At 65.5% G+C, this 21,789-nt stretch carries 17 protein-coding genes and 1 tRNA gene; 9 read left to right on the top strand and 9 right to left on the bottom strand.

The window, feature by feature from the left end; all coding sequences use genetic code 11:
* The first annotated feature begins 5 nt into the window (after positions 1 to 5).
* The 8 genes from ACWAUG_RS04265 to ACWAUG_RS04230 all read left to right on the top strand — a co-directional run bounded on the left by ACWAUG_RS04265 (position 6) and on the right by ACWAUG_RS04230 (position 5,913).
* Positions 6 to 1,232 (top strand): hypothetical protein, encoded by a 1,227-nt coding sequence (locus ACWAUG_RS04265; RefSeq protein WP_460801470.1) that lies wholly within the window; start codon positions 6 to 8, stop codon positions 1,230 to 1,232.
* Positions 1,233 to 1,240: 8 nt separating this feature from the next.
* Positions 1,241 to 2,842, top strand: a complete 1,602-nt coding sequence (locus ACWAUG_RS04260; protein ID WP_460801468.1) for a Gp37-like protein — start codon at positions 1,241 to 1,243, stop codon at positions 2,840 to 2,842.
* A 67-nt stretch (positions 2,843 to 2,909) separates the two neighbouring features.
* Positions 2,910 to 3,215 carry a hypothetical protein gene (locus tag ACWAUG_RS04255; protein ID WP_460801467.1) on the top strand — a complete coding sequence of 102 codons (306 nt, stop codon included), beginning with the start codon at positions 2,910 to 2,912 and terminating at the stop codon, positions 3,213 to 3,215.
* 17 nt (positions 3,216 to 3,232) lie between these two features.
* A complete protein-coding gene (locus tag ACWAUG_RS04250; protein WP_460801466.1) occupies positions 3,233 to 3,613 on the top strand; it encodes a hypothetical protein in 381 nt (126 codons plus the stop codon).
* 75 nt (positions 3,614 to 3,688) lie between these two features.
* Positions 3,689 to 4,189, top strand: coding sequence for a hypothetical protein (locus ACWAUG_RS04245; protein WP_460801464.1), 501 nt, complete (start codon positions 3,689 to 3,691; stop codon positions 4,187 to 4,189).
* Positions 4,190 to 4,197: 8 nt separating this feature from the next.
* Complete coding sequence (locus tag ACWAUG_RS04240; RefSeq protein ID WP_460801462.1) at positions 4,198 to 4,602, top strand: hypothetical protein; 405 nt, start codon at positions 4,198 to 4,200, stop codon at positions 4,600 to 4,602.
* A gap of 86 nt (positions 4,603 to 4,688) precedes the next feature.
* A complete protein-coding gene (locus ACWAUG_RS04235; protein ID WP_460801461.1) occupies positions 4,689 to 5,048 on the top strand; it encodes a DUF2958 domain-containing protein in 360 nt (119 codons plus the stop codon).
* Between the two features lie 43 nt (positions 5,049 to 5,091).
* On the top strand, positions 5,092 to 5,913 hold the full coding sequence (locus tag ACWAUG_RS04230) for a DNA adenine methylase (protein WP_460801459.1): 822 nt from the start codon (positions 5,092 to 5,094) through the stop codon (positions 5,911 to 5,913).
* On the opposite strand, the gene ACWAUG_RS04225 is transcribed toward ACWAUG_RS04230, so the two are convergent.
* From ACWAUG_RS04225 to ACWAUG_RS04215, 3 genes are all read right to left on the bottom strand, one after another.
* Complete coding sequence (locus ACWAUG_RS04225) at positions 5,903 to 6,727, bottom strand: hypothetical protein (RefSeq protein ID WP_460801458.1); 825 nt, start codon at positions 6,725 to 6,727, stop codon at positions 5,903 to 5,905. The two genes, ACWAUG_RS04230 and ACWAUG_RS04225, sit on opposite strands and share 11 nt — an antisense overlap.
* 167 nt (positions 6,728 to 6,894) lie before the next feature.
* A tRNA-Tyr gene (locus ACWAUG_RS04220) sits at positions 6,895 to 6,979 on the bottom strand.
* A gap of 87 nt (positions 6,980 to 7,066) precedes the next feature.
* Positions 7,067 to 7,987, bottom strand: a complete 921-nt coding sequence (locus ACWAUG_RS04215) for a PfkB family carbohydrate kinase (protein ID WP_460801456.1) — start codon at positions 7,985 to 7,987, stop codon at positions 7,067 to 7,069.
* A gap of 68 nt (positions 7,988 to 8,055) precedes the next feature.
* Between ACWAUG_RS04215 and ACWAUG_RS04210 the strand changes: the two genes are divergently transcribed.
* Positions 8,056 to 8,658, top strand: a complete 603-nt coding sequence (locus ACWAUG_RS04210; protein ID WP_298038534.1) for a hypothetical protein — start codon at positions 8,056 to 8,058, stop codon at positions 8,656 to 8,658.
* A gap of 63 nt (positions 8,659 to 8,721) precedes the next feature.
* Here ACWAUG_RS04210 and rpoC read toward each other — a convergent pair whose 3' ends face one another.
* From rpoC to ACWAUG_RS04180, 6 genes are all read right to left on the bottom strand, one after another.
* On the bottom strand, positions 8,722 to 12,588 hold the full coding sequence (gene rpoC, locus ACWAUG_RS04205) for a DNA-directed RNA polymerase subunit beta' (protein WP_460801454.1): 3,867 nt from the start codon (positions 12,586 to 12,588) through the stop codon (positions 8,722 to 8,724).
* 58 nt (positions 12,589 to 12,646) lie between these two features.
* Complete coding sequence (gene rpoB / locus ACWAUG_RS04200; protein ID WP_460801452.1) at positions 12,647 to 16,141, bottom strand: DNA-directed RNA polymerase subunit beta; 3,495 nt, start codon at positions 16,139 to 16,141, stop codon at positions 12,647 to 12,649.
* A gap of 221 nt (positions 16,142 to 16,362) precedes the next feature.
* Positions 16,363 to 18,027 carry an ABC transporter ATP-binding protein gene (locus ACWAUG_RS04195; RefSeq protein WP_298037464.1) on the bottom strand — a complete coding sequence of 555 codons (1,665 nt, stop codon included), beginning with the start codon at positions 18,025 to 18,027 and terminating at the stop codon, positions 16,363 to 16,365.
* 19 nt (positions 18,028 to 18,046) lie between these two features.
* A complete protein-coding gene (locus tag ACWAUG_RS04190) occupies positions 18,047 to 18,997 on the bottom strand; it encodes an ABC transporter permease (protein WP_460801450.1) in 951 nt (316 codons plus the stop codon).
* Positions 18,994 to 19,998, bottom strand: coding sequence for an ABC transporter permease (locus ACWAUG_RS04185; protein ID WP_298037457.1), 1,005 nt, complete (start codon positions 19,996 to 19,998; stop codon positions 18,994 to 18,996). Before ACWAUG_RS04185 ends, ACWAUG_RS04190 begins: the two co-directional genes overlap by 4 nt.
* Positions 19,999 to 20,083: 85 nt before the next feature.
* A complete protein-coding gene (locus ACWAUG_RS04180) occupies positions 20,084 to 21,754 on the bottom strand; it encodes an ABC transporter substrate-binding protein (RefSeq protein WP_298037455.1) in 1,671 nt (556 codons plus the stop codon).
* Between the last annotated feature and the right edge of the window lie 35 nt (positions 21,755 to 21,789).

The following is a 21,789-nucleotide window of genomic DNA, read 5'->3' as shown; positions in this document are numbered from 1 at the left end:
GAACGATGATCCCCGAGCGTCCACGTCCACTCGTCGAGGTGGTGCTGGTTCTGAACGACGGAACCAGCACCACCATCGTCTCTGGAGAGGGTTCCACAGCCGCACATACCGGAACCCCGGTTCTGTACCTCACCGATCCCGGTGGGTCGCCGGTTCCCAACGTTGCCGCAGCCGTGGCTGTGCTGGAGCAAGTCGGCGATCTCGGCACCGGCATTACGACCATCAATCGATGGGGATACCAGTCCGCGTTCTCCTTGTCAGAGATGTCCGCGTCGATGCCTGCGAAGATCGCCTCCGAGAACGCGGCCAGGCTCACCGACGAAGGCATCGATGGACTCATGGAGGACATCCGTGAGGAGTTCGTCACGTCGCTCGGATCGGGCGACGGACGGCGCTTCCGCGGCATACGTGCTCCGCACCGCACCATCGAACTCCCCCTCGTGCTTGGCGGAGATACCACCCCCTACCGCCTCGCGGAGATGGCTGAGCGCAGCGGACAGCCAGGACCACACCCGGATGAACTTCGGTCGGCTGCCTTCCGCTCGTTCCAGCGAAGAGTCCGTGTCGGCATCGGCGGACTGCTCATCGTTCGCCGATGGGAGCCGGTCTGGAACCCCACACTGGGATGGCGATTCTCGGATGTTCGAGAATCCCACCTGTCGGTGCGGGTCGCCGAGGTCCGCATCGCATCTGTGACCGCCCCCGGCGTCCGAGCGTACGAGGTTCCCGCCAACGTCACCCTCGTGGCAGAGGAGGAGCCGTTCTGGTCCGACCCTCTGCTGGACCTTTCGGTTCCTTCCGGGTCGGGACGACTCTCGATCACGCCGACCGTCGAGCCCGATGGATTCACCGGTGCCTCAACCGAGAGCACCTGGCGGAGGTTCGTCTTCCAGCGCCCAACCGGCGATGCACCGAACGGCAACCGCGCGGGCGTGCGCATCTACGACCAGGCGAACGGCGGAGTTCAGGTCTACACGATCAACGTCCTCGACGCGGCGTTCACCGCTGCTCGGGATCGGGTCGTCGTTGACACACACCCGGCGCGACGTGGCGCGTGGCGCATCCCGTTCTCGGGGGCAGGGCGCTTCGATGTCACGGACCTCGTGAGCTACGGCGGGCGTGGACTCCGCGCCGTCCCCGACCCGATGAGCGTCCTCCAATACGACGCGGCAAGCGCTTACGACGTGAAAATGATCCATCGCCCGAACGCACGGACGATGCCCTACCTCTAGGAGGAGCTATGGCACTGGAGAACGGTGACCGCGTCAGGATCGAACTCTGGGGTCCGATCTCCGCGGCGTTCGGCAATGCGCTCGGAAGTCGCGGGGTTCTCGCATCGGATTTCGACCTGGACCTGACGCTGCGATACAACAAGAACGGCACAGCCGTCGTCACCGTCGCGGATGACAACGCGCTCATCCCCCAGATCGTGAAACGGGACACGGATGCAGTGATCTTCATCGATGGCGCATCGGTCTACTCCGGTCACGTCGAGGAACAGACGCTTCCGTTGATTCCCGGTGGCGTCGTTGAGTTCGTGATCGTAGACGTCTGGGAGATGTTTCTGGGCGGCTCGCTCGCGTGGCCCAACCCGCGCCCCTCCGGGTTTGCGGAGGCACGCTCGGCATCGAGCACGCTTCTGCGGCGGGTGGACCCGTGGACCCGTGGAGGACTGCGCCCCGTCGATCGATTCGACATCGGACAGTCCGGTATCCCCGACCTCTCGCCGATGTATGCGCAGAGACCGACACTCCCCACGTACACCGCCAATGGGAACATCACCGCCGAAGCGCTCGCGTTCCTCGGAGATGAGTTTTTCACCAACTGGCACAGCAACACCGGGTACTGGAATCCGGTGTGGCGGGATTATCTCGACCAGACCTACCTCGATCAGAATCGGACTCACACCGAAGCGTCGTGGATTCAGGCGATCGTTCAGCAGAATGTCGTGCAGCGTCTCGGATATGGCGCACGTCTCAGCGTCGGTGCTCATAACCCCCTCGGTAAGCTCGTGTGGTACCCCGGCGGATGGGTGGAAGACCAGGTCGCGGCTGCGCCCGAGGACTGGCGCTACGGCCCTCTGCTGCGCTTCGACGTGATCGAGGATGCGGTCGAGGAGTGGCTGGACGGCGTCGATGACAACTCGATCCGCGCACGAATCGACTGGAGCGAGGGGCTTCGCCGGTGGGACTTGATAATCGACCAACCGAGCGACCTGAGCCGCCGAGTGCTCACCGTCGAAGGCGGGGAGATCATCGGCGGCTCAGCCACGCTGTCGAAAACGCCGACGAGTGACGTCGTCGTTGGAGGCTCAGGTAACGGATCAGAGCGGGCGATGCTCGGGAAGCAGAGCATCACGAACGCGAACACCTATGGGTGGAAGCGTGAGGTCTACGAGCAGGCGTCCGGTTCCAGCCCGGTCTGGAAGGACGGAAGCTACGAGACCCCCGCCGAGAAACGCATCCCCAAGTACCACCACGTCGAGACTGGTCTCTCCGCAGGAGTGAGGAACGCCTACACCGCGACGCTGAACGCGGCCGCGTCGAAGCGCCTCGAAGAGGATCGGCAGCGCGACGGAATCGACGTCAAGTTGCAAGAGTCCGAGTGGTTCCGGTTCACACCGAGCGGTTTCGAAGGCTACGACCTCGGAACGAGGGTCGCCGTGCGAGTCCCAAACCTCGGTGTGGTCCACGAGCGCGTGCGTTCGGTCAGAATCACGCTCGACCAGAAGGACGGACTCGTCATCGAGCCGACCCTCGGCGATCCGGCTGCAACGCGCGAACTCGCGGTGGGGCTCCAGGCGAACTCTCGCCAGATCGTCGGAATCCTCAAGAGCCGCTGATCCATCCACCAGACGGGGCGTGTCCATCACGGGCACGTCCCGTTCCCGTTCCCGAAAGACCCCATTCATGAACCCGCTGGATTTTCCCGAACACATCTGGGGGTGGAGTGGCGCGATAATCGTCGCCGCGATCGCTGCCGTGGGTGTCATCACTGGCCACGTCATCGGCTCACAAAAGTCGAAGCGTGATGACCTACAGGCGCTCGTAGACCAGCTACAAGAAGAGATTCACAGAGTCTCCGCTCGTGTGGAGACCCTTGAGCAGACCCGCGACGCCTATCGATCCTGGTCGCACGTTCTGTGGGCGCACCTGCACGACGAGCGCACTCCCCGGCTGCCTCCTCCGAGCTGGCCCATCGACCTTCCCCGCTGACCCGAAAGGAACCGCGCATGTCCTCACCCATCCCCTCCCCGAACATTTCCAACACCGTCATCGCTGCGATCCGCACGTTCGTGCCGATCGCGGTAGGAGCGCTCGTGACATGGCTCGCCACGGCGAACATCGCACTCGACCCGAGCAGCGAGGTGGCTATCGCGAGCGGGCTCACCGCACTCGTGACCGCCGTGTATTGGGCGGCGGCAACCTGGCTCGCCCGAAAGTTCCCGTGGGCCGGATGGCTGCTCGGCTACCCTGCGCAGCCGGAGTACGCCCACAAGCCCCATGAGGTCATCGCGCCAGTCGCCGAGGCACCGGCTGAGGGTGTTCTCTACGACGACCACTACTTCCCTGAGGAGAACGACGAGCCGCACATCTTCCGCGGCGGCGAGTGACCCTGACTTCTAGCCCCCTTGCCCCTCGCGGGTGAGGGGGCTTTTTGTCGTCTCCGCGCCGACCATGATGACGCTGTGACCACGCCCCCACCTGCTCGCCCAGCGTTTCTCATCCTCGACGGGTCACCACTGTGCTCGCCGTGGATGGATAGCGCCGGTCTCGACGACATCAATGATGCGATCGAGCGCGCGCGGGGGTGGTTCCCCCTGTGGCTATTCCGGGTGGAGCCCGAGCAGCCGACTCCCGCTATGGGGCGCGCGGAGTCGGCTCTCGGTGGCGAACGCTTGGTTGTGCAAGATGAGCGAGCTCAAGCGCTCCTTCGCCGCGTTCTGTGGCTGATAGATGGGTTCGACGCAGCGAACGTCGCACCGTCGATCGTTTGGCTCATCACAGACCGAATCGAGTCGATTCCCGGACTCAAGATCGAGCGCGAACTTATCTCAAAGATCAACGTGCTGCTCGAAGCCCGCGGCGCGCTCTGCTCCATCCGAGTACTCCCGTCGCCGATCGAAAAAGCACTGAACGGTGACGACTTCCTCGAACTGTTCGCCAAGCACGCCCGTCAAAACCGATAGGAGACACCATGCAAAAGTACACACCCATCGCCCTCGCCGCCTCGGCGCTGGCCCTGGCAACGCTCGCCGGATGCGCGAGCACGATCCCGCTCATCGAGCCGGAGCCGACGAGGACTTGGTATTCGATGGACGGACGCGGAGGCGGCACGATCAGCGCAGCGGAGAACTACGAGGCGCTGGGTGTCGGAGGGCGCGTGCTCGTATGCGCCGCCCCAGGCGTCGGGGTGACCGTGAACGATGCCGAGGGGTATGAGTTCGCCGATCTGCACGGTGACCTCACCGAGGATGACGACTCTGTGACGATGATCGTGCATGACAATGATGACCGTGCGAACATCGGCGTTCGACCCGCAGGGACCAGCACGGACCTCCTGCGGTTCGAGTTCCGTACGTCGTACTGCAACGACCTATAGCAGTACGCATCGCACGAGCGGGCTTGGCAAATCACTGGTTTGCGAAGCCCGCTCTTCGCGTCTGCTGAGCCGACCATGATGACCATATGAGCGAGCAGCAGTACGACATCGAGGACGAGCGTTGGCAGAGATGGCATCAAAAGATCGTCGAGGCGAAGCTGCCCGAGGCGTACGCCACGGAGGGTGTTCCGTCCCGCGCGAAATGGATCAAGCTGCGCGTCTTCGCACCCGGCACGATTGCGGAGTGGCTGCTCTGCGAGTACGAGCCCGACAGCCAGCGAGCCTTCGCGTGGTGTGATCTCGGACTTGGTCTCGGCGAATGGGGCTGGGTTTGGATGCCGGAGGTCGCAGCGCTCGACATCGAGCGAGCAGACGGTGTTCGTCTCCATGCTCAGTTCGACGACAACTTCGAGCCGTGCGCGTTCGGCGATCTCGGCAGAGCGTGACAGGCGAACGAATACGATGGAACCTAACCCGATCGGAGACACCATGAGTTTGAACGAGCAGTCTGCACTGTTCGACATTGCACCGGCACCCGCGTCACCGCTCGCGGCGGCGCTCCGATACCCCGGTGCTAAGTGGTCGATCGCTCCGAAGATCGTGTCGCACTTCGCCCCGCACTACCACTATGTCGAACCGTTCTTCGGCTCTGGGGCGGTCTTCTTCTCGAAGTCCGCGAGTGGACATGAACTCATCAACGACCTCAACGGGCTCGCGGTCAACATGTTCCGGATGCTGCGGGATCGCACTGACGATCTCGTCTTCGCCCTCGAATCAACACCGTGGTCGCGCGAGGAGTACGACGAGTCTCACATCGTCACCGGTGATGAACTCGAAGACGCTCGACGCTTCGTCGTCCGCTGCTGGCAGGCTCACGCGAGCGATCTCGCGAAGAAGACCGGCTGGAAGAACCGCGGGCGCACTCAGCGAGCCGGTGGCATGTCCGTGCGCTGGCAGAAGGTGCCTGAGCAGCTTCGTGCGGTCGCGATGCGCCTACAGGATGCTGAGATTGAGTGCCGACCGGCGCTGGAAGTCATCCGGCGGTTCAACTCGCATGACGTCCTGATCTACGCTGACCCGCCGTACCTGCCGAGCACACGCACGCAGAAGATGTACGGCGAGGAGATGACGGAGCAGCAGCACGTCGAACTGCTCGAATTACTGGTGCAGCACGCTGGACCCGTCGTCCTGTCCGGCTACGCGAACGAGTTGTACACGTCGATGCTGACCGGGTGGAAGACGATCGAACTCGCCCCCCCGAAGGTGGAGAAGGGCGCTGCTCGCGTCGAAGTCCTGTACGTCAAGCCGTGAGATCGGCGTCCGGGTCGGTCTCCGCCTCCTCAGGCGCTTCTGCCATGCTTGCGGGCCACAGGTCTGGGAAGTAGTCGATGGCGCGAGATCGAAGCGACTGAGGGTCCGGCTGCTCCAGCGTGAACGAGCCAGACGACCACTCACCCCACGACAGCGGCGGGTAGTACTTCAACTGCCCTCCGCTGTCCGCGTACCACTGCCAGAGCCGGTGACGACGCCCATCGACCTGAATCCATCCGTCGAGGCGTTTGCCTTCTGCGATCCACTCGACGTCCGTGACAGGGTCGGCGGTGCGGAGATCGAGCGGGAACACCTTGAGCGAGAACACGTTCCAGCGTGCATCGTGATCGAGCACGGCGTACCGGCTGCCCTCAAGGTCGACCTCGTCGGCGACAGCCTCATGCCACGACATAACGAGGTCGATGATGACCTTCCCGGCTCGTGCCGGTTCGTCGCGCCACACGACTCCGTGCTCTGCTAGCGCGGCGTGGAACTTCGCGGCGCTGTTCGACAACTCCATGAAGCTGCACTTGTTCTTCGCGGGCTGGAGCGAAGCCATCTTGCAGGAGATGCCGTACGGCTTCCCGTCCGCAGTCGGCACCCAGACGTCGAAGATTCCCTTGTCCTCGCGTGCGTAGCCGTAGGTGACGGCAGCGGTGGCTCTTTCGAAATCTCGGAACCCCGGCATCGACTCGCCGTTCCATTTCAGGATGACCTGACCGGAGCCGTCTCGGAAGGTGCTAAGCATGAGACGGAGGGCTTCGAGTTCGTCGGCGTTCAGCGGGCGATCTCTGAGCGGGTACTCCACACTCACGATCTTGCTACTTCGATCTTCAAGAGCACCCCGTCGAACCCCTTATGTCGAACGAAGCGCCGCGTAAGTCGCTCCGTAAGTCGCAGCGAAGCCCTTGTCTCGTCTTGCTGAGAAAGCAGCATCGCCCTGGATACCCGAAAACCCGCGGAATCCCGCGGGTTTCTAGGTGGTGGCAAGTGAGGGATTCGAACCCCCGAATGCAATGCAGGCTGATTTACAGTCAGCTCCCTTTGGCCACTTGGGTAACTTGCCAAGCGCACACCCGTCCAGCTTATACAGCCAACCGGGGGCACGAGTTATAAGCATACCGGTCAGAGCCAGGTGTAAGAAATCGAGGGATCAAGAATTTTCCGCCTGGCGTTTCGCGACCCCGAACGATTCGGGGGTGCGCAGCAGACCGCCCTCCGCGCGGCACGTCGCGGCCGCGACATCCATCGCCCGATCCAGCAGTCGGCGCCACTCCTCGGGCGCTTCCGGGCGGGTGCCGATCAGCCCCTCCGCGACGGCGGCGAGCGTGGCATCCCCCGCTCCCACCGTGTCGACGATCGATCCGGGAAGATCCGTGATCGGCGCCGAGACCACACCCGAATCCGTCTCGAGGACCGCACCGTCGCGCCCCGCCGTGGCAAGAACCGCCCGGGCACCGAGCCCCCGCAACCGCTCGCGCAAAGCGTCGAGATCACCGTCGTAGAGCAGCGCGGCATCATCCGCACCGACCTTCACGATCGCAGCATCCGACACCACCCGCTCGAAACCGCGCACGAACTCCGCCCGATCGCTGAGCATCCCCGCACGCGGATTCGGGTCGATCGCAACGCGCGCCCCCGCCAGCGCCTCGATCGCCGCATCGACCTCGCGGCGAACGTCGAAGGGGAAGCAGCTGATGACGGTCAGGTCGGCTTTCGCGATCGCTGCGCGCGCCTCCTCCCCGTATCGGATGCTGCGCCGCTGCGCCGCCGTATTGAAGACGTAGATCGGCTCGCCGTCCGCCGTGCGGGTGACGATCGCCCGAGAGGAGCCGTGCGGGGCCGCGCTCGCAACGAGCACCACACCATGCTCGGCGAGGTGCTCGCGAATCCGCTCCCCCGCCTCGTCGCCTGCGACCATCGCGATCAGCGTCGTCGGAACCCCGAGACGCCGCAGCCCCACGGCCACGTTCAGCGCCGCCCCTCCCACCAGTTCGCGCACAGCGGTACCGTCTCGGATCTCGTCGATGAGCGCGTCGCCGATCACCACGACGGAGGGGGAGGTTTCCTGCATCCTCACATTCTGGCCCGGGACGGCACCGCTGTCTCCCTCCGCGCACATCTGCGCGCTACGGTGTGCTCATGAAGGCACAGCGCTCCGCGCTCATCGCGGCCCTGCTCCTATCCGTCACGGGCATCGCTGGATGCTCCGCGCCTGCGGATCCGGCCTCCGAAGCATCTTCACCGCCGAGCTCCTCGCCCTCGGCATCCGCACCATCGACGGCGCCCCCGAGCCCAACCCCGACACCGACGCCGACCGAGGAACCGGTCGTCATCCCGAACGACTGCCGCGCGATCCTCTCCGCCGATGTGCTCGCTCAACTCGACGGCATCCCGCTGAACGACCCCGCGATCGGCGAGAACGGCGGCCGGCAGGCCGACGGCTCGCTGCTGTGCATGTGGGCCGACCCGCGCGCCGACACCACCGGGCTCGCCACCTACATCTCCTATGAGAGGCGCGGACCCGCTCTGGAGATGCTGAACGACCTCGTCACCGAGGAGGACTTCACCTGCTACGAGAGCCAAGGCGGAACACGCTGCGAGAAGACCTGGGAGAACGAGCTGTACCCGGTCGCCGATGGGCGCACCCTGTTCTGGCGCGGCGGCATCCTCATCGACACGCAGTACTCGAATCTCTCCCCGACCGGCTACACCGCGAGCATCGTCGACAACCTCTTCGGCTGAGTCCCGCCCACGAAGAAGGCCCCGATTCCATGCGGAATCGGGGCCTTCTTCAGTCAGTCACGCTCAGTTGTAGGTACCGGGCGTCACGTCGTCGGTCGAGAACGCGTCGAAGTCGACGTAACCGAAGTCGCCCTCGGCGTACGCGCCGTCGGATGCGAAGATCCGGTTCGGGTAGCGCTCGCTCTTGGCCTCTTCCGTCGCCTCGACCGTGATGTCGCGGTACTTCGACAGACCGGTTCCGGCGGGGATGAGCTTACCGATGATGACGTTCTCCTTGAGACCGACCAGCGGGTCGCGCTTGCCCTGCATCGCAGCCTCGGTGAGCACACGGGTCGTCTCCTGGAACGAGGCGGCCGACAGCCACGACTCGGTTGCCAGCGACGCCTTCGTGATACCCATCAGCTCCGAGCGGCCCGACGCGGGGCGCTTGCCCTCGGCCACGGCCTCGCGGTTGATCTGCTGGTAGCGCTTGAGGTCGACCATCTCACCCGGCAGCAGGGTCGTGTCGGCGTGATCGACGACGGTGACCTTGCGGAGCATCTGACGGACGATGACCTCGATGTGCTTGTCGTGGATCGGCACTCCCTGCGAGCGGTACACGCCCTGGACGCCGTTGACGAGGTAACGCTGAACCTCGCGGGCACCCATGACACGCATGACCTCCTTGGGGTCGAGCGTGCCGACCTGCAGGGGCTGACCGACGGAGACGTGCTGGCCGTCCTCGACGAGAAGCGTTGCACGCTTCAGCACCGGGTAGACGACCTCTTCATCACCGTTGTCGGGCGTGAGGATGACCTTCTTGCCCTTGTCGTTCTCCTCGATCGTGATGCGGCCATCGGCCTCGGCGATCGGGGAAGCGCCCTTGGGCGTACGAGCCTCGAAGAGCTCCTGCACGCGGGGCAGACCCTGGGTGATGTCACCGGCGGATGCCAGGTGGAAGGTACGCATCGTCAACTGGGTACCGGGCTCACCGATCGACTGTGCGGCGATGATGCCGACGGCCTCACCGATGTCGACCGTCTTGCCGGTCGCGAGCGAACGGCCGTAGCACTGCGCGCAGACGCCGACGGCCGAGTCGCAGGTGAGCACGGAGCGCACCTTGATCTCCTCGACGCCGAGCTCGACGAGCTTGTCGATGAGCACGTCGCCCACGTCGTCGCCGGCCGATGCGAGGACCTCGCCCGACTCGCCCACGACATCGGCTGCCAGCGTGCGGGCGAACACCGAGTTCTCGACGTTCGCATCGCGGACCAGCTCGCCCTGCGAGTTCGGAGCGGCGATCGGCAGGGCCAGGCCCTTCGACGTGCCGCAGTCGTGCTCGCGGATGATGACGTCCTGCGAGACATCCACCAGACGACGGGTCAGGTAACCCGAGTCGGCGGTGCGCAGAGCGGTGTCGGCCAGACCCTTACGGGTACCGTGCGTCGCGATGAAGTACTCGGCGACCGAGAGTCCCTCGCGGTACGAGGAGATGATCGGACGCGGGATGAGCTCACCCTTCGGGTTGCTCACCAGACCACGCATACCCGCGATGTTACGGATCTGCAGCCAGTTACCACGTGCGCCCGACGTCACCATGCGGTTGATGGTGTTGTCCTCGGGGAAGTGGTCCATCATCGCGGCCTGGACCTCGTCTGTGGCGGACGTCCAGATCTGGATGAGCTCCTGGCGGCGCTCTGCGTCGGTGATCAGACCCTTGTCGTACTGCGACTGGACCTTCGCGGCCTGCTTCTCGTAACCGGCGACGATCTCCTTCTTGCGCGGAGGCGTGATCACGTCACTGAGCGCGACGGTCACACCCGAGCGGGTCGCCCAGTAGAAGCCGGCATCCTTGATGCGGTCCAGCGTCGCAGCCGTCTCGACCTTCGGGTACTCCTCGGCCAGCTTGTTGACGATCTGCGAGAGCTTGCCCTTGTCGGCGGGCTCGCGCACGAACGGGTAGCCCTTGGGCAGCGTCGCGTTGAAGATCGCCTGTCCGAGCGAGGTGTCCACGAGACCGTGGTTCTCGTAGCCCTCAGGGCCCTGGCCCTCGAGGAAGGACAGACCCGGGATGCGGATGCGGACCTTCGCCTGCAGGTCGAGGGTGCCCTCGTCCTTGGCGAGGATCGCCTCGGAGACGGAGCCGAATGCACGGCCCTCGCCCAGAGCGCCGTCCTTCAGCACCGTGAGGTGGTGGAGACCGATGATCATGTCCTGCGAGGGCAGGGTCACCGGGCGGCCGTCCGACGGCTTCAGGATGTTGTTCGAGGCGAGCATGAGCACGCGCGCCTCGGCCTGAGCCTCGACCGACAGCGGCAGGTGCACAGCCATCTGGTCACCGTCGAAGTCGGCGTTGAACGCGGCGCAGACGAGCGGGTGCAGCTGGATGGCCTTGCCCTCGACGAGCTGGGGCTCGAACGCCTGGATGCCCAGACGGTGCAGGGTGGGTGCACGGTTGAGCAGCACCGGACGCTCGCGGATGATCTCCTCGAGCACGTCCCAGACCTCGGGACGGGTGCGCTCGACGGCGCGCTTGGCGGCCTTGATGTTCTGCGAGTGACCGAGGTCGATCAGGCGCTTGATGACGAACGGCTTGAACAGCTCGAGCGCCATCTGCTTGGGCAGACCGCACTGGTGCAGCTGGAGCTGCGGGCCGACGACGATGACCGAACGGCCCGAGTAGTCGACGCGCTTTCCGAGCAGGTTCTGACGGAAACGACCCTGCTTTCCCTTCAGCATGTCGCTGAGGGACTTCAGAGCACGGTTTCCCGTACCGGTGACCGGACGGCCGCGACGGCCGTTGTCGAACAGGGCGTCGACGGCCTCCTGAAGCATGCGCTTCTCGTTGTTGACGATGATCTCGGGGGCGCCGAGGTCGATCAGACGACGCAGACGGTTGTTGCGGTTGATGACGCGACGGTACAGGTCGTTCAGGTCGCTGGTGGCGAAGCGGCCACCGTCGAGCTGGACCATCGGGCGCAGCTCCGGCGGGATGACCGGGACGACGTCCAGAACCATCGACGCCGGGCTCATGCCGGTCTCGAGGAACGAGTTGACGACCTTCAGTCGCTTGATCGCACGGATCTTGCGCTGGCCCTTGCCCTCCGAGATCTGCAGGTGCAGGCTCTCGGCCTCGGCTGCCAGGTCGAAGCTCTCCAGGCGGCGCTTGATCGACTCCGCACCCATGTGGGCCTCGAAGTACTGACCGAAGCGGTCCTGCAGCTCGTGGAAGACGTCGTCCTCGGGACGCAGAGCGCCGACCTCGAGCGTGCGGAAGTCCTCCCACACGCGCTCGAGACGGGCGATGGCCTCGTCCGCGCCCTTGCGCAGCAGAGTCATCTCCTTCTCAGCCGCGTCCTTGACCTTCTTCTTGGCGTCGGCCTTGGCACCCTCGGCTTCGAGAGCCGCGAGCTCCTCCTCCAGCTTCGCCAGGCGCTCCGCGATCTTGGAATCGCGGCGGTCGCCGAGCGTCTTCAGCTCGAGGCGGATGTTGTTCTCCTGCGTGGCGAGGTCGCGGTGACGAGCATCCTCGTCGACCGAGATCACCATGTACGCGGCGAAGTAGATGACCTTCTCGAGGTCCTTCGGCGCCATGTCGAGCAGGTAGCCGAGGCGCGAGGGAACGCCCTTGAAGTACCAGATGTGCGTGACGGGGGCCGCCAGCTCGATGTGACCCATGCGCTCACGGCGCACCGAGCTCTTGGTGACCTCGACGCCGCATCGCTCACAGACGATGCCCTTGAAGCGGACGCGCTTGTACTTGCCGCAGGCGCACTCCCAGTCACGGCTCGGGCCGAAGATCTGCTCGCCGAACAGACCGTCCTTCTCGGGCTTGAGGGTGCGGTAGTTGATGGTTTCGGGCTTCTTCACCTCGCCGTAGGACCATCCGCGGATGTCATCCGCGGTGGCCAGGCCGATGCGAAGCTCATCGAAGGTGTTGGACTCGAGCACTAGTTCTCCTGTGTCTCAATAAAAATTCTGCGAAATCGTGAGGCTGAACGCGTCAGCGTCAGATCTCGTCGATCGAGGCGGACTCGAATCGGCTGGAGATGTTGATGCCGAGCTCCTCCGCTGCGCGGAAGGCCTCGTCATCCGTGTCGCGGAGGTTGACCGCCGTGCCGTCTGCCGAGAGGACCTCGACGTTCAGGCAGAGCGACTGCATCTCCTTCATGAGCACCTTGAACGACTCGGGGATGCCGGGCTCCTGGATGTTCTCGCCCTTGACGATCGCCTCGTAGACCTTGACGCGGCCGAGGATGTCGTCGGACTTGATCGTGAGGAGCTCCTGGAGGGCGTATGCGGCACCGTAAGCCTCGAGTGCCCACACCTCCATCTCACCGAAGCGCTGTCCGCCGAACTGCGCCTTACCACCGAGCGGCTGCTGGGTGATCATCGAGTACGGGCCCGTGGAGCGCGCGTGGATCTTGTCGTCGACCAGGTGGTGCAGCTTCAGGATGTACATGTAGCCGACCGAGATCGGAGCCGGGAACGGCTCACCCGAACGACCATCGAACAGCTGCGTCTTGCCGGAGCGGCCGATGAGACGGTCACCGTCGCGGTTCGGCAGCGTCGACTCGAGGAGACCGGCGATCTCGTGCTCTTCAGCACCGTCGAACACCGGGGTCGCGACCTTCGTGCCGGGAGCGGCTTCGAAGGCCTCCTCGGGAAGGGTCGCTGCCCACTCCGGGTTGCCCTCGACCTTCCAGCCCTGCTTCGAGATCCACCCGAGGTGGGTCTCCAGCACCTGGCCGAAGTTCATGCGACCCGGGATTCCGAGCGGGTTCAGGACGATGTCGACCGGGGTTCCGTCGGCGAGGAACGGCATGTCCTCGACCGGCAGGATCTTCGCGATGACGCCCTTGTTTCCGTGGCGGCCGGCGAGCTTGTCGCCCTCGGTGATCTTGCGCTTCTGAGCGATGTAGACCACGACGCGGCGGTTGACGCCCGAGCCGAGCTCGTCGTCGCCCTCTTCGGCGTTGAACTCCTTGACGGCGATGATCGTTCCCTGCTCGCCGTGGGGAACCTTCAGCGAGGTGTCACGGACTTCGCGGCTCTTCTCGTTGAAGATCGCGCGGAGCAGGCGCTCCTCGGCCGAGAGCTCGGTCTCGCCCTTCGGCGTGACCTTGCCGACGAGGATGTCGCCGGGGCGGACCTCGGCACCGATGCGGATGATGCCGCGCTCGTCGAGGTCCTTCAGCAGCTCGGGGCTGACGTTGGGGAGGTCACGCGTGATCTCCTCCTTGCCGAGCTTCGTGTCGCGGGCGTCGACCTCGTACTCCTCGATGTGGATCGAGGAGAGGGTGTCGTCCTTCACCAGGTCCTGGCTGAGGATGATCGCATCCTCGAAGTTGTAGCCCTCCCAGGTCATGAACGCGACGAGCAGGTTCTTGCCGAGCGCGAGCTCGCCGTTCTCGGTGGCGGGTCCATCCGCGATGATCTCGCCGACCTCGACGCGCTCACCGGCCGAGACGACGACCTTCTGGTTGTACGACGTGCCCTGGTTCGAGCGGTCGAACTTGCGCAGGTAGTACTCCTGCGTTCCGCCCTCATCGAGCTGGACGACGACGCGGTCCGCGGAGACCTCCGCGACGACACCGGGCTTCTCGGCGGTGATGACGTCACCGGCGTCGATGGCCGCGTAGCCCTCCATACCGGTTCCGACGTACGGGGAGTCGCTGCGCAGCAGCGGGACGGCCTGGCGCTGCATGTTGGCGCCCATGAGCGCGCGCTGTGCGTCATCGTGCTCGAGGAAGGGCACGAGCGAGGTCGCGACCGACACCATCTGGCGCGGCGAGACGTCCATGTAGCCGATCTCCTCGGGGTCGAACATGTCGACCTCGCCGCCGGGGCGACGTGCGAGCACGCGCTCGTCGGCGAAGCTGCCGTCGGCCTTCAGCGCGGCGTTGGCCTGAGCGACGATGAAGTCGTTCTCCTCGGACGCGGTCAGGTAGTCGATCTCCGACGTGACCGTGCCGTTGACGACACGGCGGTAGGGGGTCTCGATGAAGCCGAAGGAGTTGATGCGCGCGAAGGTCGCGAGCGAGCCGATCAGACCGATGTTGGGGCCTTCAGGAGTCTCGATCGGGCACATGCGGCCGTAGTGCGAGGGGTGGACGTCACGGACCTCGACGCCGGCGCGGTCGCGCGAAAGGCCGCCGGGGCCCAGCGCGGACAGACGGCGCTTGTGGGTCAGACCCGCGAGCGGGTTGTTCTGATCCATGAACTGCGACAGCTGCGAGGTTCCGAAGAACTCCTTGATCGCGGCGACGACGGGGCGCACGTTGATCAGGGTCTGCGGCGTGATCGCCTCGATGTCCTGCGTGGTCATGCGCTCGCGCACGACGCGCTCCATGCGGCTCAGGCCCGTGCGGACCTGGTTCTGGATGAGCTCGCCGACCGCGCGGATGCGACGGTTGCCGAAGTTGTCGATGTCATCCGTCGCCATGCGGATCTCGGCCTTCTTGCCGCCGCGCAGACCCTCGAAGGTCTCGTCGCCGCGGTGCAGGCGCACCAGGTACTTGATCGTCGCGACGATGTCCTCGACGGTGAGCACCGACGAGTCCAGCGGCTGGTCGAGACCGAGCTTCTGGTTGATCTTGTAGCGGCCGACCTTGGCGAGGTCGTAGCGCTTGATGTTGAAGTAGAAGTTGTCGAGGAGCGCGCGTGCGGCCTCGGCGGCCACCTGCTCGCCCGGACGCAGCTTGCGGTAGATGTCGCGGAGCGCGTCTTCCTTCGTGAGGATCGTGTCCTTCGCGAGCGTCTCCTCGATCGAGGGGAAACCGGCGAACTCGGCCAGGATCTCCTCGCTGGTCAGGCCCAGCGCCTTGAGGAAGACCGTGACGGACTGCTTGCGCTTGCGGTCGATGCGGACGCCGACCTGGTCGCGCTTGTCGATCTCGAACTCGAGCCATGCACCGCGCGAGGGGATGACGCGCGCCGAGACGATGTCCTTGTCGGAGGTCTTGTCGGGGGTCTTGTCGAAGTAGACGCCCGGCGAGCGGACGAGCTGCGAGACGACGACGCGCTCGGTGCCGTTGATGATGAAGGTTCCGCGGCTGGTCTGCAGCGGGAAGTCGCCCATGAAGACCGTCTGGGTCTTGATCTCACCGGTCTGGTGGTTCATGAACTCGGCCTCGACGTAGAGCGGGGCGGCGTACGTCTTGCCGCGCTCCTTGCACTCGTCGATCGAGTACTTCTCCGGCTCGAGGTACGGGTTGGTGAAGCTCAGCTGCATCGTCTCGCTGAGGTCTTCGATCGGAGAGATCTCCTCGAAGATCTCCTCGAGGCCGCTAACCAGGTTGACGTCCTTGCGGCCCGCCTTCTTGGCCTCCGCGATGCGGGCCTTCCAGGCCTCGTTGCCGACGAGCCAGTCGAAGGACTCGGTCTGCAGCGCCAGAAGGTCGGGGACCGTCAGCGTGTCGGAGATCTTCGCGAACGAGAGGCGGGAAACGCCGCGCCCGTTCTTGTTGGTGGTGGATGTGGATGCGTTGGGAGCAGCAGCCAAGGGAATAACCTCCGTGAGCCCCGCGGGGCTTCTCGATTCCTTTGTCGTCAGGTGGAGTGCACGCTCGCTTGCTCAACATCTGCCGACCACCATATGAGGGCAGGGAGAACCGAGGCGCAAAGAACAACTATACGTCTGATTTCACGACATGGCAAGAAGAATCCTTGACCAATTCCGAATGCTGGGGTAATAGCATCCGGCGCCGCGAAACGACGTCGGGATCACGCGATGTTGAGCTCGTTTCCGGGGATCGACGCGAGCAGACGACGCGTGTACGGGTCGCGGGGATTCGTGAAGATCTCCTCGGAGGACGCCGCCTCGACGAGCGCGCCGTCCTTCATGACGCACACATAGTCGCTGATCAGGCGCACGACCGCCAGGTCGTGCGAGATGAACAGGTAGCTGAGCCCGTACTCGCGCTGCAGGTCCCCCAGCAGGCGCAGGATCTGGTCCTGCACGAGCACGTCCAGAGCCGACACCGGCTCATCGCACACGATCAGCTCGGGCGAGAGCGCCAGCGCCCGGGCGATCGCCACACGCTGACGCTGACCGCCCGAGAGCTCGGAGGGATATCGGCGCAGCATCGACTGCGGAAGAGCCACGTCGTCGAGGAGCTGCCGCACCCGCTGGGCCTGCTCGGCCCGGCTCCCCCGCTTGTAGAACTCCAGGGGCTCGGCGATCAGCCGCTCGATCGTGAACATCGGGTTCAGGCTCGAGTACGGATCCTGGAAGATCGGCTGCACCCGCTGACGGAACGAACGCATCTGCGCACGGTCCAGCGTCGAGATGTCCTGGCCCTCGAAGGTGATGATGCCGCTCGTCGGCTCGATCACCTTCAGCAGCATCCGTGCCGTCGTGGTCTTCCCCGACCCCGACTCGCCGACGATCGCGACGGTCTTGCCGCGCGGGATCGCGAGGGATACGTCGTCGACGGCGACGAAGTCGTCGCCGCGCCCGCGCACCGGGTAGACCTTCGTGAGGTTCGAGATCTCGACGATGTTGTCGGATGCCGTCGGCGTCGGCTCCCCTGCGGCTCGCTCAACGGCCTCCGGGGAGGCGGACTGCGAGGCGAAGGCCTCCGGCCGCAGGCGCGCGGCCGCCACCGACGGCGCGGCCTTCACGAGCGACTGCGTGTACGGATGCTGGGGCGCATCCAGGATCTGGCGAGCAGGCCCCTGCTCGACGACCTTGCCGCGGTGCATCACGATCACCCGCTCGGCGCGCTCGGCGGCGAGGCCGAGGTCATGCGTGATCAGCAGCACGGCCGTGCCCAGCTCGCGCGTCATGGCTCCGATCTGATCGAGGATCGTCTGCTGCACGGTGACGTCGAGGGCGCTGGTCGGCTCGTCGGCGATGAGAAGCCGCGGCTTGCACGCGAGGCCGATCGCGATGAGCGCGCGCTGGCGCATACCGCCGGAGAACTCGTGCGGATACTGCTTGGCGCGCTTCCCGGCATCCGGAAGCCCGGCGGCCTCCAGCGCCTCGACCACCTTCGCATCGACGTCCTGCCGGGTCGCGAGGCCGTGCGCGAGCAGCGTCTCGGCGACCTGCGTGCCCACCTTCGTGACGGGGTTGAGGTTCGACATCGGGTCCTGCGGCACCATTCCGATGTCGCGCCCGCGGATGCGGCGCAGTTCATTCTCGGATGCTGTCGAGATCTCCCGCCCGTCGAGGCGGATGCTGCCGCCGGCGATGCGACCGCCCCCGGCGAGCAGGCCGATGATGGCCATGGCCGTCGTGGACTTGCCCGATCCGGACTCCCCGACGATCGCGACGGTCTCCCCCGCGCTGATCGACAGGTTCACCCCTTCGACGGCGTGCACCACGCCGTCCATCGTGCTGAAGTCGACGGCGAGGTCGGAGACCTCGAGCAGCGGCGTGCCCATGTTCTGTTCCTTGTCCATATCAGCGTGCCCTCGTCCTCGGATCCATCGATTCGCGCAGCGCCTCGCCGAACAGCGTGAAGCCGAGAGCGGTGACGGCGATGCAGATGCCGGGCAGGAAGGCCAGCCACGGGGCGATCGAGAGCTCTGCCTGCGCGTAGGTGAGCATGCGGCCCCACTCGGCGGTCTCGGGGCGTCCGCCGCCGAGACCGAGGAAGGACAGCGCCGCTGCGTCGATCACGGCGGTCGCCAGTGTCAGCGTTCCCTGGACGATGACCGGGCCGATCGCGTTCGGGAGCACGTGCGACATCGTGATGCGCCCACGCCCGAGGCCGAGCGTCTGCGCCGAGAGGACGTAATCGCTGGATCGCTGCTGCAACATCGAGGCGCGCAGCAGCCGCGCGAAGATCGGCACCTGGGAGGCACCGATCGCGATCATGACGGCGAACGGCGTCTGACCGAGGATCGCGGCGATGGAGACCGCGAGCAGCAGGTTCGGCACCGAGAGGATGATGTCGACGATCCGCATGATGAGCGTGTCGACCCAGCCGCCGAAGGTTCCGGCGATCAGCCCGAGCAGCATTCCGCCGACGAGGCCCAGCGCCGTCGAGATGACACCGACCAGCAGGGATGCCTGCGCACCCCAGATCAGCTTCGACAGCACATCGCCGCCGAACCGATCGAGGCCGAGCGGGAACTCGGGCAGCTCGCCGGGCCCGGGGATGTGGGTCGGCGTGATGAAGCGGGCTCCGGGAAGCGCGGTCTCGGGGTACGGGGCCAGCAACGGCGCCAGGGCCGCCACGAGCACGAACAGCGCGACGATGACCGCACCGATCCAGGCTGTGGGGTTGCGCCGCAGGCGGCGGAACACATCGCTCCAGAAGCCGCCCTTGTTGTCGGAGAGCTGCGCTTGCGCGACGGCGACGGTGTCGATGACCTCGCCGCCCTGTGCGGGGGGAAGGGGAATGCTCATTGGACCCTCACTCTCGGGTCGATCAGGCTGTAGGAGACGTCGACGGCCAGGTTGATCAGCGCGTAGACGATCGCGATGAAGATGATGAAGCCCTGCAGAACCGGGAAGTCGCGCGTGAAGATCGCCCGGGCGAGGAAGGATCCGACTCCCGGGTAGGCGAAGACGGTCTCGGTGAGGACGGCGCCGGAGATCAGGAGCCCCGTCTGCAGGCCGATGGTCGTGATCACCGGCAGCATGGCGTTGCGCAGGATGAAGCGTCCGCGCAGGGTCGAGCGCGCGACGCCCTTGGCCCGGCCGGTGCGCACGTAGTCGGCGTTCTGTACCTCGAGCACACTCGCGCGCGTGATGCGCACGATGATGGCGAGCGGGATCGTGCCGAGCGCGAGCGCCGGCAGGATCAGGTGCAGGATGGCGTCCCACGCGGCGTCGAACTCGCCGGTGATGATGCCGTCCCACACGTAGAAGCCGGTGGGATGCGTCGCATCGATGCGGGGATTCTGACGGCCGTCCGCGGGGAGCCAGCCCAGCTGCACGGCGAAGATGTATTTGAGGATGAATGCCAGGAAGAACACCGGGATGGTGATTCCGATCAGGCTCATCACGACGGATGCGTGGTCGGTGAACTTGCCGTGGCGGCGGGCCGCCCAATAACCGAGCGGGATGCCGATGCCGACGGCGAAGATGAGCGCGGCGATCGAGAGCTCGATCGTGGCCGGGAACCGGCGCAGGAACTCTTCCAGAACAGGACGGTTGGTCTGGATCGAGGTGCCGAAGTCGCCCTGCAGGAGACGGCCGACCCAGATGAAGTATTGCTCGATGAGCGGTTTGTCGAAGCCGTAGAGAGCGTTGATGCGTTCGATCGCGTCGGGTGTGGCCCGTTCGCCGAGCAGGGCCACGGCGGGCCCTCCGGGAAGGGCGCGGACCCAGGCGAAGAGCAGAATGCTCAGGCCGATGAGAGTGGGGATCAGGAACAGCAGTCGCCTGCCGATGGTGCGCAGCACAGGGTATCTCCGTCTTTCGGGTGGGGACGCCGCACGCCTCCCACCACTGCGGAAGCACGGTGGGAGGAGTGCGGCGTCTTCGCCCTTACTTGGTCAGGACGATCTCGTTGAAGACTTCGTCGTTGACCGGGCTGGCCGGGAAGGACTCGACCCGGGGGTCGAAGGCCAGCGTCGGAGCGGGGTGCGCGAGCGGGACACCGGGGATGAAGGTCGCGACCATCTCGTTGATGTCCTGGTAGAGCGCGCTCTGCTCATCGAGGTCGGCGATGCCACGAGCATCCGTCAGCGCCTGGAAGAGCTCCGGGTTGTCGAAGCCCCACTCGGAGCTCTGACCGCCGAAGAACACGCCGACGAAGTTGTCGGTGTCGTTGTAGTCGCCGGTCCAGCCGAGCAGGTGGATGCCGTGATCCGCCGTGCCGGAGGTGCGGTCGAGGTACTCGCCCCACTCCTCGGAGACCGGAGTGGTCTCGACGCCCGCCTCGGCGAGTTGCGAGGAGAGCACGGTGAAGATCTGCTCGGGGTCCGGCATGTAGGGGCGCGAGACGTTGACCGGGTAGTTGAACGTCAGCTTCAGCGGGTTGGCCTCGTCGTAGCCGGCCTCCGCCAGCAGTTCCTTCGCCTTGTCGACGTCGTAGTCGTAGGTCGTGATGTCCTCGTTGTAGCCGTTGACGACCGGCGGCATGAACTGCGTCGCCTTCTGCGTTCCCTCGGGCAGCACCTGGGTGATCAGGGCGTCCTTGTCGATCGCATAGGAGAGCGCCTCACGGACCTTCGGGTCGGCGAGCTCCGGGATCGCCTGGTTGAAGGCGAGGTAGAGGATGGTGAACGGCGGGCGCGACACCATCGTGAAGCCCTTTTCATCGAGGGCAGCGGTGTCGGCCGGGCCGACGAGGTCGTAGCCGTCGATGTCTCCGGCTTCCAGCGACTGACGACGTGCCGTCGGGTCGTCGATGACGCGGAAGATGATCTGCTCGATCTGCCCCTTCTCGCCCCAGTAGTCCTCGTTGAAGCTCAGCGTGAGCTGCTCGCCGCGCGACCAGTCGTCGAACTTGAACGGGCCGGTGCCGGCGGGGTGGCCCTCGGCGTACTCCGACATCTGCGGGGCCTCGGCGGAGCCGCCGATCTCGTCCGCACCGAACTCCTTCATCGCCGCCGGGCTCTGCATCGAGAAGGCCGGGAGGGAGAGTGCGGGGATGAAGCCGGCGAAGGGCTTGTTCAGCTCGACCGTCGCGGTCGAGTCGTCATCGACCGTGCACGACTTGTAGACGGCGTTCTCGGGGCTGTCGGCATAACCATGGAACAGCTTCGTGTAGTAGTACGCGAACGCCTCGGAGGCGGCCAGGCCCGTCCAGTTGTACCAGCGGTCGAAGTTCGCGCAGACGGCTTCGGCGTTGAACGGCGTGCCGTCGTGGAAGGTCACGCCCTCCTTCAGGTGGAACGTGTGCGACATGCCGTCCTCGGCCGAGTCCCACGACTCGGCGAGCAGCGGCGCGGGGTCGGCGGTCCCGGGCTCGGTGCCGACGAGGCCCTCGAAGATCTGGCGCGAGACGCGGAACGTCTCCCCGTCCTGCGCGAAGGCGGGGTCGAGACCGGCCGGGTCGTTGGATGCTGCGAACACGAACGTCGTGTCGACGTCGCCGGCCGCTCCGCCGCCGTCGCCACGTTCACTGGCGACGCAACCGGCGAGCAGCAGAGTGGCGATGGCCGCTCCGCTGACGGCGACCAAGCCGCGTCGACGCATGGATGAGTTGTACATGCTGGGTACCTTCCCTGTGGGGCGCTTCATTGCGC

Source organism: Microbacterium sp. GXF6406 (assembly GCF_054798215.1).
The sequence above is the reverse complement of the archived record's forward strand: the minus strand, read 5'-3'. Positions and strand labels throughout refer to the sequence as shown.